The following is a 14,664-nucleotide window of genomic DNA, read 5'->3' on the forward strand; positions in this document are numbered from 1 at the left end:
GTCGCCATGAATGGCGACCCTACGACCGTTCAGCGCGTTTTTGTAGGGTCGGCATTCATGCCGACCGTTTCAATGCCCGCTGGGAGCAAACCATGATTCAAATCGATAACCTGCACATCGCCTTTGGTGCGCACACGGCGGTGAATAACGTCAGCTTTGCGGTTGGCAATGGCGAAAGCTTTGGCCTGGTCGGCGAAAGCGGCTCGGGTAAATCCACCATTCTGCGCGCGCTCGCCGGATTGAATGCCGACTGGCACGGCAGCATGCTGTTTGGCGGCATGCAGCTTAGCGCCAAACGCAGCCGCACTTTCTATCGTCAGGTGCAGATGGTGTTTCAGGACCCGTTTGGTTCACTGCATCCGCGCCAGACCATCGATCGCATCCTGCATGAACCGCTGCTGGTGCATCGGCTCGATCGCGCCGAACAGCGTATCAGCCAGGCGCTGAGCGAAGTGGGTTTACCGGCGGCAGTACGTTTTCGCTATCCGCATCAGCTTTCCGGCGGACAGCGTCAGCGCGTGGCGATTGCCCGTGCGTTAATTGCCGAACCGGAAGTGCTGCTGCTCGACGAACCGACTTCAGCGCTGGATGTGTCAGTGCAGGCCGAAATCCTGAATTTACTCAGCGATCTACGCAGCGAACGTAAACTCACCTACATTATGGTGACGCATAACCTCGCGGTGGTAACGCACCTGTGTCAGCGCATTGGCGTGATGCAGAATGGTGAAATGGTGGAGCAGCTAAGCGCCGACGATCTGCGCGCGCGGCGCATCCAGCATCCGCATACCGCTCAACTTTTCGATCTCAGCATGACGCTGGAGGAACCGGCATGACCGCTAACTGGCAACACGCTGCGGATGTCGCACAACAGATCACTGAAAGCTGGCAACAGCCCGGCGCGCCGGGCGGCGCGATGATCCTGTTTGATGCGCAGCAGATTCACTCAACCCACTGCGCCGGATGGGCCGATTTGGCGCAGCAAACGCCGTTCAGCGCCGACAGCGTGGTGCGTTTCGCCTCGATCACCAAACACATCTTTGCCGCTTTGGTGACTGGCCCCGGCCGCCGCTATCTGCAACTTGATGACCCGCTGGCGCAACATCTGCCGCAGCTGAGCGGTGCCAACGGGCAAATTACTGTCGGCCAGGCGCTGGACATGAGCAGCGGCCTGCCGGACGTGCGCGAAACCTTATCGCTGCTGGGATTGTCGGTGTTTAACGCCACCAGCGCCGCCGACCTGCTGGATTTTATCGCGTGTGAAGGCGAGCTCAACTATGCGCCCGGCAGCGAAATCTCTTACACCAACACCGGCTATCGGCTGGTTGAAGAGGCGCTGAAAGCCAAAGGTGTGCAGTTTAACGATCTGCTGCAGCAGTACCTCTGCGATCCGCTGGATATCAATCTGATTGCGCCGGAAAGCTGGTTCGATATCGTGCCCGGTTTGGTGCCAGGCTACTGGCAAAACGGCACGCAGTGGCAGCTTGCCAGCGCCGGATTGCATCTTTCGGCGTCAGGTAGCGTCACCGGCAGCCTCAATCATCTGACGCGCTGGCTGCAAAGCCTGCTGGCCGATAGCGGACCAGGCGCGGGCGTGTTACAGCGCCTGAGTGCGCCGCGCAATCTCAACGATGGCCGCACCAGCGGTTACGGGTTGGGCATCACCAGCTCGACACTCGGCAGCCAAACGCTGTTTGGCCACGGCGGCTCGCATGCCGGTTATAAGAGCTATTTCCTGCTGCATCCGGAGCTGAAACTTGGCGTGGCGCTGGTCGCCAACCGCGAAGATGTCACCACCTCAGAAAGCGTACTGCGGGTGATGGCAGCGCTGCTGAATCGCGCGTTACCGGAGAAAGGGCATGATTTAACGCCCGGCCTTTACGTGGCGGAAAACGCCGCCGACTGGCTGGAGATCAAAGGCGTGACCGCCACCTGGCTTGGCGCAGGTGAAACCTTGTGGCGCGATGATGCGCACGGCGATGCGGTGTCGCTCTCCAGCACCTTCCCCATGCAGTTACGCCATGATGGCGCGGCGATTGTGGGTGAAATCGGTCATGCCGCACGACGTTTTGTGCCGGTGCAGGCCGATCAGGCCAGCCTCGATAATCTGCAGGGCCGCTGGTTCGCGCCGCAGTGGCGCAGCGAGTTAGTGGTTGAAGGGGACAACTTGATCATAGGCATCGGCCCGGCGGCGATTCGCGCGCGGTTGCAGTCGCTGGGCAACGATCGCGTCCTCGCCACCGCGCAGGATGGCCCGTGGGAGAAGCGTTTTGTGATGGCGCGCGCAGGCGATTCGCTGCGGCTGATGTTGAACCGCAGCCGGGTAGTGCGCTTTTTACAGACAGCACGCCCTAAATAATTCGAGTTGCAGCAAGGCGGCAAGTGGGTGAATCCCCAGGAGCTTACATCAGTAAGTGACTGGGGTGAGCACACGTAGCCAACGCAGCGGCGGCTCGAAGTATGACGGGCGCTAAGCCACGTAATGATGTAAACGACCGATTTTCTCGATTTCGACTTCAATCTCATCGCCGGGGAACATAAACAGCGGTGGCGTGCGTTTTTTACCGACGCCGCCCGGTGAACCGGTGATGATCACATCGCCTGGCGACAGCGGGCTGAAGGCAGAAATGTACTCGATGATTTTCGCTACCGGATGCACCATGCTGGCGGTGGTGTCGTTCTGCACTTCGCGCTGATTGAGCCAGGTTTTGATCGCCAGCTGCTGCGGATCGGGGATTTCGTCAGCGGTGGTCATCCACGGCCCGAAACCGCCGGTTTGCTGCCAGTTTTTCCCGGCGGTGAACCAGGTAAATTGCATGTCGCGCACCGTGGCGTCCATAAAGCAGCTGTAGCCGGCAACGTGCTGCAGCGCATCGGCGGCTTTCACCTGATAGGCCGCTTTGCCGATGATCACCGCCAGTTCGCCTTCGTAATCAAATTCCTGCGTCGTCACGGGTTTCAGCAGCGGTTGTTCGTGCGCCGCCAGTGAATCCGCGAAACGTACAAACAGCGTAGGCGCTTCAATCGTCTCGGCAAACTCTTTGCGTTTATCGGCGTAGTTCATGCCAACGCAGAACACTTTGCCAGGATTTTCCACCACCGGCAGGAAGCGGATGGCGCTAAATGGATGATCAATCGGCTGCGAAACGTAGGCATCGAGATCGCTTAATGCGCCGCGTTGCAGCAATGTTTTCAGATCCGGGCAGTCAGCGCCGAGACGCGCGCCGATGTCAATCACGCCCTCATGCTGCACAATACCGTAACTTTTTCTTTGCTGTTCAATGAGATAAAAACTGCAGAGCTGCATGACTGCCTCGTTGTTATATATAAATTGCGCGCAGGTTAGCAAAATTCAGCAGGAGATGCGGACCGACCTGCTGATTCAATGTTCGACATCGCGCAATAAATTGCGCCGCTACGATAAGTGCACATAGATGTAGCGGCGCAATTTATTGCGCAAATTATTTCAATTATGACTGTGTGCTCGCCAGATAAGAGAAAGCGCTCAGCAGGCTAATTAACGTGTTCATGTCATCCGCGCGATAGCCCACGGTAACCGCGTCGAGGCGCGTTACGCCGGGAATCAGGCTGAACAGATCCGCCAGCACCGGTTTGCTGGCTTGCAGCTGCATCTCATAGGGCGCGCTCAGACGCGTGGTGCCGATCTGCCGTTTCCGCTGCACGGCGGCGGTCGCCGCAGCACGAATAGCATTTTGCGCCGCCTGCGGGCTGATAGATTCCGCGCAGGTGTGCGAGATGGCGCGTTTCACGCAAACGTAATCCACCGATGGATAGTGTTCAGCAATCCAGCCTTTGAGCTGATCGTCACCGCTCACCAGCCACAGCGGCGTGCCCTGCTCAGCTGCTGCTGCCGCATAGATATCGCTTTCGCCCATCACTTTGCCGTTGATGTGAATGCGCCAGAACGCACGGCCGTTAATGGTGTGCGCCAGCACGCCCGGTTCGCCCGCCGCGCTGTGGAAGCCGATAAAGAACAGGCCATCAAATGGCTGCTGCTCAATGCCTTCCACCATCGATAAGCCGCGCGGTTTGCCCTGCACCATACGCGCGCGCGGGTCGATATTTTCCGCGCGCAGGTTGGTCATCTGCGCGTGGCTGTCGGCGACCACCACTTCGGTTGCGCCACCGGCGAAGGCACCATCGATGGCGGCGTTGACTTCCTGCTCCATCAAACCGCGCGCTAATTGGTACTCCGCGTGACCGGGTGAACACTGTTCCGGACGCATTACGCCCGCGATGCCTTCGATATCGGCTGAGATGAAGATTTTCATGGGGCTTCCAGTAGGTTGAAATTTCTGCGATTCGTAGCGGCGCGATTTATCGCGCATTTCAATGGCAACACCGAGCCCATCCGGGCATTGCGCAATAAATTGCGCCGCTACGGTTTGATCAGTTCATCAAGTACATTCGTCAGCGATGGACGATGATGGCCGCGAAAACCGGTGACGGCTTCAGCGCTTAATAAGGCATCCAGCACCGCGTGCTCGGTGGCATCGGCGGCGGCGGCAAGCAGCGGTTCCAGCGCAGATTCTTCCGGCGGTTGCGGCTGCGGCTGGGTGGCGAACGCCACAGCAATATCGCCCGAACCGTGGCCCCAATAGCTGCCCAAACGTCCTAAACCGGCACCGGCGCGTTTGGCGACGCGCTTCAGTTGACGCGCATCGAGCGGCGCATCGGTCGCCATAATAATGATGATGGAACCGGCATCGCGTTGCGGCGTCAGCGCCGGCAGCAGCGGCGCGATCATTTCCCCGAGGCGCACGCCATCCAGCGTCAGCGCGGTTAATGCGCCGAAGTTCGCCAGCACCAGCACGCCCAGCGTGGCATTGAGCGACGGAATCATGCGCGATGCGGTGCCAATGCCGCCTTTTAAACTGAAGCAGCTCATACCGCGCCCGGCACCAACGCTGCCGCGATCAAAATCGGCCGTGGCGTTATTCAGGGCCTGTTGCGCCATCGCTTCGGTGATCGCCAACGCCTGAATATCGTTGAGCCAGCCGTCGTTGCACTCCAGCGCCAGCGGATTGACGGTTGGCAAACTGCGGCCCAACTCGCTGTTGCGGCTGATGGCATCGCGCACCAGCGTAGTAAACAGCGTGCCGACTGCCAGCGTGTTGCTCAGCAAAATCGGCGTTTGCAGCACGCCCAACTCTTCGACCTGCACCAGTCCAACCGGCTTGGCGAAACCGTTAAACACCGCCGCCGCACAGGGCAGCGGCTGGGTAAACAGATTGTCGCCCGGCGGCACAATCGCGGTGACGCCGGTTTGTCGCTCGCCGTCGGCTAGCGTGTAATGCCCGACGCGTACGCCCGGTACATCGCTAAGGCGATTGGTGGCACCGCTAACGGTGCGCGGTTGTCCCAGCTGACGCTCGCTGCGCCAGCGTTGCAGCAGCAAGTCGCGCTGCAGTTGTTGAAAATCCATGCTTAGCTCTTCAGTTTGGGATCGAGCGTGTCGCGCAGCGCGTCACCCAGCAGGTTAAACGCCAGCACGGTAATAAATATCGCCAGGCCGGGAAACACGCTGACGTGCCATAAGCCGGCCATCATCATGCTGCGGCTCATCGCCAGAATATTGCCCCACTCCGGCACATCAGGTTCCGGGCCGAGGCCGATAAAACTCAGGCCGGCGGCAGTGAGAATACTGGTGCCGATACGCATGGTGAAATAGACAATCACGTTAGAGAGCGTGCCTGGCAGAATATGGCGCAGCAGAATCACGCGATCCGGCGCGCCGGCGCAGCGCACCGCTTCGACATACGCCGCCTGTTTCAGCGACAAGGTGGAAGCACGCACAATGCGGGCAAACACCGGCACGCTGAAGATCGCCACCGCAATGATGACGTTGTTCAGCCCCGGACCGAGAATCGCCACCACCGCAATCGCCAGCAGCATGCCGGGAAAGGCGAACAGCACGTCGGAGCCACGCATAATCAGCATATCGATCCAACGGCCATAATAGCCCGCCAGCAGGCCCAGCAGCACGCCGACCACCATGCCGAGCGTCACCGACAGCACGCCGACATAGAGCGAGATGCGCGCGCCAAAGATGATGCGACTGAACAGATCGCGGCCCAGTTCATCGGTGCCCATCCAGTGCGTGCTGGACGGCGGTGATGACAGCGCCATCCAGTCTGGCGCCATCGGATCCCAGGGCGCCAGCCACGGCGCAAAAATGGCCACCAGCACCAACAGCAGCACAAAGCCGCCGGAAACCAGCGCCAGCGGATTACGTACCAGCGCGTGCAGGAAATCGCGCCACGGCGAACGGATCGCCTCCTGCGCGTGGGCAGGCAGAGATTGCAGACTCATGAAGGCTCCTGTCGCAGGCGAATCGCTGGGTTGACCACGGCATACAGCAGATCGACCAGCAGGTTAATCACAATAAATTCAAACACAAACAGCATCACCAACGCCTGAATCACCGGCTGATCCTGCGCTTTGATCGACTCGATCAACAGCCAGCCCAATCCCGGCCAGTTGAAGACGCTTTCGACCACGATCGATCCGCCGAGCAGAAAACCAAACTGCAAACCGAGCATGGTGATCACCGGGATCAGCGCGTTGCGCATCACGTGTTTCCACGTCACCAGCCGATTGCGCAGCCCTTTGGCTTTGGCGGTGCGCACATAATCTTCCTGCGCCACTTCGAGAAACGCCGAGCGGGTGAAGCGCGCCATCACCGCCGCCACCGACGAACCGAGCGTGATAGCGGGTAATACGATGTCGCTGGCTTGGTTGAAGCCGCTGACCGAAAACAGGCCAAACGGCATGGCGACGAACTGGATCAGCAGCAGACCGAGCCAAAAGGTCGGCATTGAGATGCCGCCGACGGCGACGCTCATTAAGGTCCAGTCCTGCCATTTTCCGCGTTTTAGCGCGGCAAAGACGCCGAGGAATAACCCCAGAATCACCGACCAGGCAAAACCGGCCAGCGCCAGCCACAGCGTTGGCATAAAGCCCTGTTTGATCACCTCCAGCACCGGTTGTTGGGTGCGATAGGTGACGCCAAGATCGCCGCGCAGCAGGCCGCCGATCCAGTTGATATATTGCTGCGGCAGCGGATCGTTAAGTCCGAGATGCTGACGCGCGGCTTCCACCGCAGCTAAAGGCGCGTCCGGTCCAGCGTAGATGCGCGCCGGATCGCCAGGCAGCAACTTGATGAAGCCGAAGACCAGCAGCGAGACCACCAGCAGAACGGGGATCATCTCCAGCAGTCGGCGAATGATGTATGCGAACATGCGGTTCCTTTGAATGGGGTGCGCATAAATGCGCATCCTACGTTGTAGGGTCGCCATTCATGGCGACCACCAACCTTTACTTAAACGTCGCCTGGTTAAACAGGAAGTTACCATCTGGCAGCATCGACACGCCGCTCAGCGTGCTGCGCTTGCCAACCAGATTGTCTGGTGTGCCGAGGAACGCCACCGGCGCCTCTTTCCACAACACTTTCTGCGCCTCGGCGTAGGCCTCGCCACGCTTCGCCGGATCGGCAGTGGCTAAGCCTCCGGCAATCGCTTTGTCGGCTTCGGCATTGCTGAAATAGGAAACGTTGTACGAGGTCGGCACCCAGGATTCCGTGGCGTAGAGCGGACGCAAGGCCCAATCTGCGTCACCGGTTGAAGTCGACCAGCCGCCATAATAGAGATCAAATTCCGCCTGTTTCGGGTCTTTCACGCCCCACAGTTTGGCGTTGCGCGTGCCAGAATCCATCGGCGTGACCGTGGCGCGAATGCCCACCGTTGCCAGCTGCGCTTTCAATACCTGCGCGGCACGCACGCTGGCGGTGGCGTTGGTGACCCACAGTTTAAGATCGAGACCGTTCGGATAGCCGGCCGCTTTCAGCAGCGCTTTGGCTTCATCTGGCGCATAGCGATAGTTTGGCGTGCTCTGCTTCTGGTAGAACTGCACACCTTCAGGAATCGCCGAACTGGCCGGTTTGCCCATGCCGGCAAAGGCGACTTTTAACCACAGATCGCGGTCGATGGCGTAGTTGATCGCCTGACGCACACGGACATCATTCAGCGGTTTATGCTGAGTGTTGATCGCCATGTAGTAGAGATAAATGCTCGGATCGCGCTGGATCGCCAGTTTGCTGTCGCTCTGCACGGTGGCGATCAGATCCGACGGCAGCGGCCAGATCGCATCAACCTGTCCCGATTTCAGCGCCGCAACGCGCGTGGCATCTTCCGGGCTTGGCGAGAAGATCACGTTATCCACCTTCGGCCAGCCTTTTTGCCAGTAGCCGTCATATTTCGCCAGCGTCACGGCTTTACCCGGCTGCCAGGTCACGAATTTAAACGGACCGGTGCCGACCGGATGCAGGCGCAGCTGCGCTTCTTCCGGATACTGCTTGAGAATCGCCGGGCTCCACATCACCGCTGACGGATGCGCCAGCGTATTAATGAAGGCACCAAAGGATTGGTTGAGCTCGATTTTTACCTGATCCGGCGCCAGCACCGTGACCTTCGCAATCATCTTGTAGAGGCTGTTGCGCTTGAGGCCTTTTGTCTGGTCGGCGAGGCGATCGAGGTTGGCTTTTACCGCTTCGGCATCGAACGGCGTGCCGTCCTGGAAGGTGACGTCTTTACGCAGCGTCAGGGTAAATTCGGTGGCGCTGTCGTTGCTGGTGTAACTCGTGGCGAGCCACGGCTGCAATTTCATCTGCGCATCGAACTGGAACAGGCGCTCAAAGATGCCGCTCTGCACCGAATAGCTGACGTTATCGGAGGTATCGTGCGGGTCGAGGCCGGTGATATCGGCATACATCGAAATGCGCAGATCCTGTGCCTGAGCGGCGGCGGCCAGCGAGAGGGTCAATCCGAGCGCAAGCGCAGTACGGCGAAAAATCGGGTTCATGAAATCTCCTGGTATTGAGGGTTAGCGCGAAACACAGTCAGCGACCCAGTGTTGCGGGGCAACCTGGCGATAACGCGGTTTAATGACCGTTTCTCCCACCTTGCGCAGCGGCGATGGAATTTCGCTCTCTTCGAAAGTGCGGGGTTGACGGTTCTGGGGATCGGCTACCGGCACCGAGGCCAGCAGACGTTGGGTATAAGGATGCTGCGGCTGGTTAAACACCGATTGACGCGGGCCGAGTTCGACAATCTGGCCGAGATACATCACCGCCACGCGATTGGCGATACGTTCCACCACCGCCATATCGTGCGAGATAAAAATCCACGCCACGCCGGTTTGCTGCTGCAGATCCATCATCAGGTTCACCACCTGCGCCTGAATCGACACGTCCAGCGCCGAAACCGCTTCGTCGGCGATGATCACTTTGGGTTTCAGCGCCATGGCGCGCGCAATAGCAATGCGCTGGCGCTGGCCGCCGGAAAATTCGTGCGGATAGCGCCGCGCATGCTCTGGCAATAAGCCCACGCTTTTTAACAATGCATCGACCTGCGGCGATGCTTCTTCCAGCGACTTCACCATGCCGTGCAGCAGCAGCGGTTCGGCAATGGTGAAACCAACGGTCAAACGCGGATTGAGTGAGGCATAGGGATCCTGAAATACCATCTGGATTTCACGGCGCAGCGGCTGGAACTGCGCCTCTTTCAGGTTGGCGATTTCATTGCCCTGAAAATGGATGCTATCGGCATCGCTGTTAATCAGCCGCATCAACGCGCGACCGGTGGTGGATTTTCCGCAGCCACTTTCGCCAACAATCGCCAGGGTTTCACCGGGCCACAGGCTGAAATCGATCTGCTCCACCGCGTGGACCTGATGGGTCAGCGCCGAGAAAATGCCGCTGCGAATCGGGTAGTACACTTTCAGACCGCGCACATCCAGCAGCGGCGTTTCGTCATAGCGCGCGGTGCGCTGCTCGCCTTTGTCTCCCGTCTGGGAACCCAATAGCGGAAAACGCTGCGGCCACGCGTGTTCGCGCATATCGCCGAGTTTCGGCACGGCCGCGAGTAACGCTTTGGTATAAGGATGCTGCGGCGCATTGAAAATTTCCGTCACGCTGCCCTGTTCAACCACTTCGCCACGCAGCATCACCACCACGCGATCGGCAATTTCGGCCACCACGCCCATATCGTGGGTGATGAACAGCACCGCCATCTGTTTCTCGCGTTGCAGATCACGCAGGATGTGCAGAATTCGCGCCTGCACCGTGACATCCAGCGCAGTGGTCGGTTCATCGGCAATCAACAGTTGTGGATCGCAGGCCAGCGCCTGAGCAATCATCACGCGCTGGCGCATTCCGCCCGACAGCGAGTGCGGGTAGCTTTTCATCACGCGATCGACATCGGCGATGCGCACCTGACGCAGCAGTTCACGCGCACGCGCATCGGCCTGGCTTTTGTCGCAAATCTGGTGGTCACGCAGCGCTTCGGTCAGCTGATCGCCAACGCGCAGTACCGGATTGAGCGAGGTCATCGGCTCCTGGAAAATCATCGCCATCTCACGACCCCGCAAGGCGCGGCGCTGCGTTTCATTCAGGTTGGCCAGTTGATGCGCTTTGCCCTGACGATCGCGAAATTGCATGCTGCCGCGATCGATGCGTCCGGAGGCCGCCAGCAAGCCCATTACGGCTAACGAGGTGACCGATTTGCCCGAGCCACTTTCGCCCACCACGGCGACAATTTCGCCTTGGTGAATGTTAAAACTGATGCCCTTCAGCGCCTGATTTTCGCCGCTGCGGCCGCGAAAACTGACGCTAAGGTCTTGAATCGCGAGCACCGGTGGTGAACCGGCAACGCTGGCGGCGTTGGGGGTAAGTAAAGTGTCCGTCATCGTTGCTCCGCGTGCGGGTTACAGCCAGATTTGGCCTTGAGCATAAGAAAGGAAGGGCGAGCTGTCGGCGGCCAACCAAATTGGGCCATCGAGATCGACATGCTCAGCGGCAATCGCTACCGGTAATGCCGCCTCCATCGCCAGTGATGAACCGAGCATGCAGCCCACCATCAGCCGCATATCGAGCTTCTGTGCCTCTTCCACCATGGCCAGCGCTTCGGTCAAACCGCCACACTTATCCAGCTTGATGTTGATCATCTCGTAGCGGTTGCGCAGCTGCGCAATATCTTCACGCGTATGGCAGCTCTCATCGGCGCAGACCGGAATCGGGTGCGCGAAACGCTGCAGTTCATGATCCTGGCCCGCCGGCAGCGGCTGTTCGACCATCGCGATGTTAAAGCTGACCAGCGCGTTGAGCAGGCTGGGCAAATCCACGCCCGACCAGGCTTCATTGGCATCAATGATTAAGGTGGCGCGCGGCGCGGCCTGGCGAATCGCGGCGACTTTTTCCAGAATCTCGTCGCGGTTGAGTTTGATTTTCAGCAGGATGGCACCGCGGGATACCGCATCGGCAGCAGCGGTGGCCATGTTCGCGATGGAATCGAGGCTGAGGGTTTCGGCGGTGATCACCGAGGGCGGCTGACGGCGCTCGCACTGTTGCCACAACGTGTGCTTCGCCAGTGCAGCATCGAGGCGCCACAGCGCACAGTCCAGCGCATTACGCGCTGAACCGGCGGACAAACGGCTTTGCAGATCGAGACGGCTCAAGCCCGCTTCAATGTCGGCGCGCAGCGCGTCCAGTTCGGCGTTGACGCTTTCTGGCGTTTCATCGTAGCGCGGCGTTGGCGTACATTCGCCGCGGCCAATAAAGCCATTCTGCTCCAGCGTCACGCGAATCACCGTCACTGCGGTGCGTGTACCGCGTGAGATAGCGAACGGCCGCGCCAGCGGCAGCTCCAGCACTTCAATCTGCATGCGCCGCATGTTAGCCGCGCTCCTGCAGCAGCGCGGCGATATCCGCGATGCCGAAACGCACCGGGTCAGTGGCGGGTACGCCAAATTCCGCGCTGATTTCCGCACAGTAAGCGCGCGCTTCATCTTCGCTGTAGTTGGAGGTGTTGATAGCGAAACCGGCCAGCTGTACCGCGTCGCTGGTGACGTGCGCGGCGCGCAGGTTGGCTTCAACGCAATCTTTCAGGCTAACCATCGGCTGATGCGGCAGATGGCGCATATGTGGGCGGCCCATTTCGTGGCACATCACCAGCCAATGCGGCTGCGCACCGTGGATAAGTCCCATGCTGACGCCAGCATAAGAAGGATGGAACAGCGAACCCTGACCTTCAACAATATCCCAGTGATCGGCATCATTGGCTGGCGACAGCGCTTCGGCCGCACCGGCGATGAAATCGGCGATCACGGCATCAATTGCAATGCCTTCCCCTGCGACCAAAATGCCGGTCTGCCCGGTGGCGCGGAAATCGGCTTTCATGCCGCGTTCGCGCATCGCCGCTTCCAGCGCCAGCGAGGTATACATCTTGCCAACGGAGCAGTCCGTACCAACAGTAAGTACACGCTTACCTGAGCGCTTTTTACCGCTGCCCACATTCAGTTTTGGACGCATGTGGCGCAGGTCGAACAGCTCCACACCAAACTCTTTGGCCAATGCCACCAATTCCGGCTCATCGACTAAACGATGGTGCAAACCGCTGGCGACATTCAATCCCGCGGTAAGGGCGCTTTTGACCGTGTCGAGCCAATGCGCGGGCAGATAACCACCGGCGTTGGCGGTGCCGAGCACCAGCGTTTTAGCACCGCGCGCTTTGGCGGCGGCGATATCGAGTTCTTCAAGGCCAAGACTGACGGTGCAGCCGGGCAGTTTGATTTCGCCAACGCACTGTTCTGGACGCCAGACATGAATGCCGCGTGCGGTTTTAGCGGCCAGTGGATCGGTTACGTCGCCGAGGAAGAGTAAATAAGGTTGTGGGATCAGCATGATGTTTCTCGTTTCAGACGGTTTATAGGGCCTGAACTGACTATTTCATGCTGGAGAAAGGGTGACGAATGCTTGTTTAGTGGCGAGGTATAACCTCAGGCTATAGGCAGATCGAAATGTGATGGCTGAAGGGATATATCAATGCGTTAGGAAGAAAAGGGTGGGAGGCGTAGTGCGAGAGATAAGAAAACAGTTGATAACCACAGGTCGATCCCTGACCGCGATTATCGAGGGTATCTGGCGGGGTGCATTAATTTAATGCACCTGGCGGTACGTGTTTAAACGTCTCAACATAGGAGCGGAACACGTTGCGGAAAAAGCGTTTCATAAGGCACCTGGTTCAAAAAATGTTGAATAAATACGCGAAAAGTATAACTCCTGAGCGTTTTTACCGCAAATATTTTTGAAGTGGATCACAGAATGGGGATTTATTGGGAATTTATTGGGGATTTATTGGGGATTTGCGGTGGTCGCCATGAATGGCGCCCCTACAGCAGGCGCAGTTGAAATTGTAGGGTGCGCATTTATGCGCACCAGGCAGCAGCATCGTTAGTTAAACCAACCCATGTGTTCGCTTAAAATGGTGCAGCCAATGCTGATCAGCACCACCCCGCCCAGCACTTCCGCCCATTTGCCCATCACCGGACCGATAAAACGACCGACCATTACGCCGGTAGTCGCCATTATGGTGGTGGCGGCGCCGATGGTGACAGCGGTCATAATGATATTTACCTGCAAAAACGCCAGACCGACACCGACCGCCAGCGCATCAAGACTGGTGGCAACGGCGGTTAACGCCAGCACCATAAAACCGTGACGCTGCGGCGCTTCGCAAGGCTCATCAGCGGTTTGACGGAAGCCTTCCATCATCATACGACCGCCCAACACGCTTAACAGACCAAACGCCACCCAGTGATCCCACGCCATAATGTAGCGGCTGGCCGCCAGGCCTATCGCCCAGCCAATCAGCGGCGTCAGCATTTCAATGACACCAAAAATCAATCCGGTACGCAGCGCTTCTTTAAAATTCGGGCGATTCAAGGATGCGCCTTTGCCCAATGCTGCAGCGAAAGCGTCCATTGACATACCAAAGGCCAGAATAAGGGTTGCGATAAATGTCATGGGTTTTCAATCAATGCCGCGGAACAGGCTGTAAAGCCGCTACTTCTCCGCATTTATTGTTCAGTAATGAAAAAGTGCGCGCAGTCTAACACGCAAAAACGCCAAAAAAAAGACAGTAAAATCAGGGATTTAAGTATAGCAAAGGCTATAACTCTTAACTAAAGCTCATTTTGACGCTAAGTGAATGGAATAGAAGAAATTTCTTAGAGCGAATCGGCATGGGGATTGCACCACGCCGCCGTTTTATGCGCTAATGCCCGCGCTAACTGATTTGGAAAATGATCATGAATAACCCGTTCGAAACGCTGATTATCCCTGGGGGCATTCTGCTGCTGGGCTTTCTCTCCGCCCTGCTGTTGCCCGCGCCCTCATTTGGCATTGAGCTGGCTAAACAGTTGCAAGAAAGTTTGCATCTGATGGATGTTAATCAGCTGTATACCATCGTCTTTAGTTTGTGGTTTTTGCTGCTGGGGGCGATTGAGTTTTTCGTGATTCGCTTCTTATGGCGTCGACGTTCGCGTTGATTACTTTTCAGTCAGGTGATGCATTTTTCCTCTGAAGGGCACGCCGCGTCGCGCCCAAAATCATCACCACAAAAATGTAACATTAGTTTTACACGAAAAGGCGAAATATCGAGCAACATAAAATCCGCATAAATAATCAATTTGTGTAAATTCTTTAATTATCAATTCATTAAAGTGTGACACAGCTCACCGACCGTTTACTCCCGCCTTCCAATCACTCACAATAACGCAACAAATATTTTACCCTAAGCGTCTGATTAAGAG

The 14,664-nt window shown here is 57.9% G+C and carries 14 protein-coding genes; 3 read left to right on the forward strand and 11 right to left on the reverse strand.

Annotated elements, in window-relative coordinates:
* Nucleotides 1-92: 92 nt before the first annotated feature.
* Together AC6I8K_RS17965 and AC6I8K_RS17970 are read left to right on the forward strand one after the other, a co-directional pair.
* On the forward strand, nucleotides 93-833 hold the full coding sequence (locus AC6I8K_RS17965; protein WP_064741347.1) for an ABC transporter ATP-binding protein: 741 nt from the start codon (nucleotides 93-95) through the stop codon (nucleotides 831-833).
* A complete protein-coding gene (locus tag AC6I8K_RS17970) occupies nucleotides 830-2,356 on the forward strand; it encodes a serine hydrolase domain-containing protein (RefSeq protein ID WP_497827160.1) in 1,527 nt (508 codons plus the stop codon). Before AC6I8K_RS17965 ends, AC6I8K_RS17970 begins: the two co-directional genes overlap by 4 nt.
* A 111-nt stretch (nucleotides 2,357-2,467) precedes the next feature.
* On the opposite strand, the gene AC6I8K_RS17975 is transcribed toward AC6I8K_RS17970, so the two are convergent.
* The 11 genes from AC6I8K_RS17975 to mntP form a co-directional block, all read right to left on the reverse strand.
* A complete protein-coding gene (locus AC6I8K_RS17975; RefSeq protein ID WP_497827161.1) occupies nucleotides 2,468-3,304 on the reverse strand; it encodes a fumarylacetoacetate hydrolase family protein in 837 nt (278 codons plus the stop codon).
* A 163-nt stretch (nucleotides 3,305-3,467) separates the two neighbouring features.
* Nucleotides 3,468-4,289: a M55 family metallopeptidase gene (locus AC6I8K_RS17980; protein WP_497827162.1), complete on the reverse strand. Its 822-nt coding sequence runs from the start codon at nucleotides 4,287-4,289 to the stop codon at nucleotides 3,468-3,470.
* A 107-nt stretch (nucleotides 4,290-4,396) separates the two neighbouring features.
* On the reverse strand, nucleotides 4,397-5,443 hold the full coding sequence (locus AC6I8K_RS17985; protein WP_483816415.1) for a P1 family peptidase: 1,047 nt from the start codon (nucleotides 5,441-5,443) through the stop codon (nucleotides 4,397-4,399).
* 2 nt (nucleotides 5,444-5,445) lie between these two features.
* Nucleotides 5,446-6,330, reverse strand: coding sequence for an ABC transporter permease subunit (locus AC6I8K_RS17990; protein WP_007891891.1), 885 nt, complete (start codon nucleotides 6,328-6,330; stop codon nucleotides 5,446-5,448).
* On the reverse strand, nucleotides 6,327-7,259 hold the full coding sequence (locus AC6I8K_RS17995) for an ABC transporter permease (RefSeq protein WP_497827163.1): 933 nt from the start codon (nucleotides 7,257-7,259) through the stop codon (nucleotides 6,327-6,329). Before AC6I8K_RS17995 ends, AC6I8K_RS17990 begins: the two co-directional genes overlap by 4 nt.
* A 76-nt stretch (nucleotides 7,260-7,335) precedes the next feature.
* Nucleotides 7,336-8,877, reverse strand: a complete 1,542-nt coding sequence (locus tag AC6I8K_RS18000) for a glutathione ABC transporter substrate-binding protein (RefSeq protein WP_483816416.1) — start codon at nucleotides 8,875-8,877, stop codon at nucleotides 7,336-7,338.
* A 21-nt stretch (nucleotides 8,878-8,898) separates the two neighbouring features.
* Nucleotides 8,899-10,761, reverse strand: coding sequence for an ABC transporter ATP-binding protein (locus tag AC6I8K_RS18005; protein WP_497827164.1), 1,863 nt, complete (start codon nucleotides 10,759-10,761; stop codon nucleotides 8,899-8,901).
* Between the two features lie 18 nt (nucleotides 10,762-10,779).
* Nucleotides 10,780-11,745 carry an N-acetyl-D-Glu racemase DgcA gene (gene dgcA, locus AC6I8K_RS18010; protein ID WP_497827165.1) on the reverse strand — a complete coding sequence of 322 codons (966 nt, stop codon included), beginning with the start codon at nucleotides 11,743-11,745 and terminating at the stop codon, nucleotides 10,780-10,782.
* A 1-nt stretch (nucleotide 11,746) separates the two neighbouring features.
* Nucleotides 11,747-12,754, reverse strand: a complete 1,008-nt coding sequence (gene dgcN / locus AC6I8K_RS18015) for an N-acetyltransferase DgcN (protein WP_064741324.1) — start codon at nucleotides 12,752-12,754, stop codon at nucleotides 11,747-11,749.
* A gap of 250 nt (nucleotides 12,755-13,004) precedes the next feature.
* On the reverse strand, nucleotides 13,005-13,082 hold the full coding sequence (azuC, locus tag AC6I8K_RS18020; RefSeq protein WP_155726430.1) for a stress response protein AzuC: 78 nt from the start codon (nucleotides 13,080-13,082) through the stop codon (nucleotides 13,005-13,007).
* Between the two features lie 221 nt (nucleotides 13,083-13,303).
* Nucleotides 13,304-13,876 (reverse strand): manganese efflux pump MntP, encoded by a 573-nt coding sequence (gene mntP / locus AC6I8K_RS18025; RefSeq protein WP_064741325.1) that lies wholly within the window; start codon nucleotides 13,874-13,876, stop codon nucleotides 13,304-13,306.
* Nucleotides 13,877-14,160: 284 nt separating this feature from the next.
* On the opposite strand from mntP, the gene AC6I8K_RS18030 reads away from it, so the two are divergent.
* Nucleotides 14,161-14,400, forward strand: a complete 240-nt coding sequence (locus AC6I8K_RS18030; protein ID WP_007891898.1) for a DUF1158 domain-containing protein — start codon at nucleotides 14,161-14,163, stop codon at nucleotides 14,398-14,400.
* The last annotated feature ends 264 nt before the right edge of the window (nucleotides 14,401-14,664 follow it).

This window comes from Pantoea sp. X-Soil-ISGK-421, from assembly GCF_059730785.1.

Coding starts and splice junctions, on each gene's coding strand:
- AC6I8K_RS17965 (WP_064741347.1), top strand. CDS start 93: ATGATTCAAATCGATAACCTGCACATCGCCTTTGGTGCGCACACGGCG.
- AC6I8K_RS17970 (WP_497827160.1), top strand. CDS start 830: ATGACCGCTAACTGGCAACACGCTGCGGATGTCGCACAACAGATCACT.
- AC6I8K_RS17975 (WP_497827161.1), bottom strand. CDS start 3,304: ATGCAGCTCTGCAGTTTTTATCTCATTGAACAGCAAAGAAAAAGTTAC.
- AC6I8K_RS17980 (WP_497827162.1), bottom strand. CDS start 4,289: ATGAAAATCTTCATCTCAGCCGATATCGAAGGCATCGCGGGCGTAATG.
- AC6I8K_RS17985 (WP_483816415.1), bottom strand. CDS start 5,443: ATGGATTTTCAACAACTGCAGCGCGACTTGCTGCTGCAACGCTGGCGC.
- AC6I8K_RS17990 (WP_007891891.1), bottom strand. CDS start 6,330: ATGAGTCTGCAATCTCTGCCTGCCCACGCGCAGGAGGCGATCCGTTCG.
- AC6I8K_RS17995 (WP_497827163.1), bottom strand. CDS start 7,259: ATGTTCGCATACATCATTCGCCGACTGCTGGAGATGATCCCCGTTCTG.
- AC6I8K_RS18000 (WP_483816416.1), bottom strand. CDS start 8,877: ATGAACCCGATTTTTCGCCGTACTGCGCTTGCGCTCGGATTGACCCTC.
- AC6I8K_RS18005 (WP_497827164.1), bottom strand. CDS start 10,761: ATGACGGACACTTTACTTACCCCCAACGCCGCCAGCGTTGCCGGTTCA.
- dgcA (WP_497827165.1), bottom strand. CDS start 11,745: ATGCGGCGCATGCAGATTGAAGTGCTGGAGCTGCCGCTGGCGCGGCCG.
- dgcN (WP_064741324.1), bottom strand. CDS start 12,754: ATGCTGATCCCACAACCTTATTTACTCTTCCTCGGCGACGTAACCGAT.
- azuC (WP_155726430.1), bottom strand. CDS start 13,082: ATGAAACGCTTTTTCCGCAACGTGTTCCGCTCCTATGTTGAGACGTTT.
- mntP (WP_064741325.1), bottom strand. CDS start 13,876: ATGACATTTATCGCAACCCTTATTCTGGCCTTTGGTATGTCAATGGAC.
- AC6I8K_RS18030 (WP_007891898.1), top strand. CDS start 14,161: ATGAATAACCCGTTCGAAACGCTGATTATCCCTGGGGGCATTCTGCTG.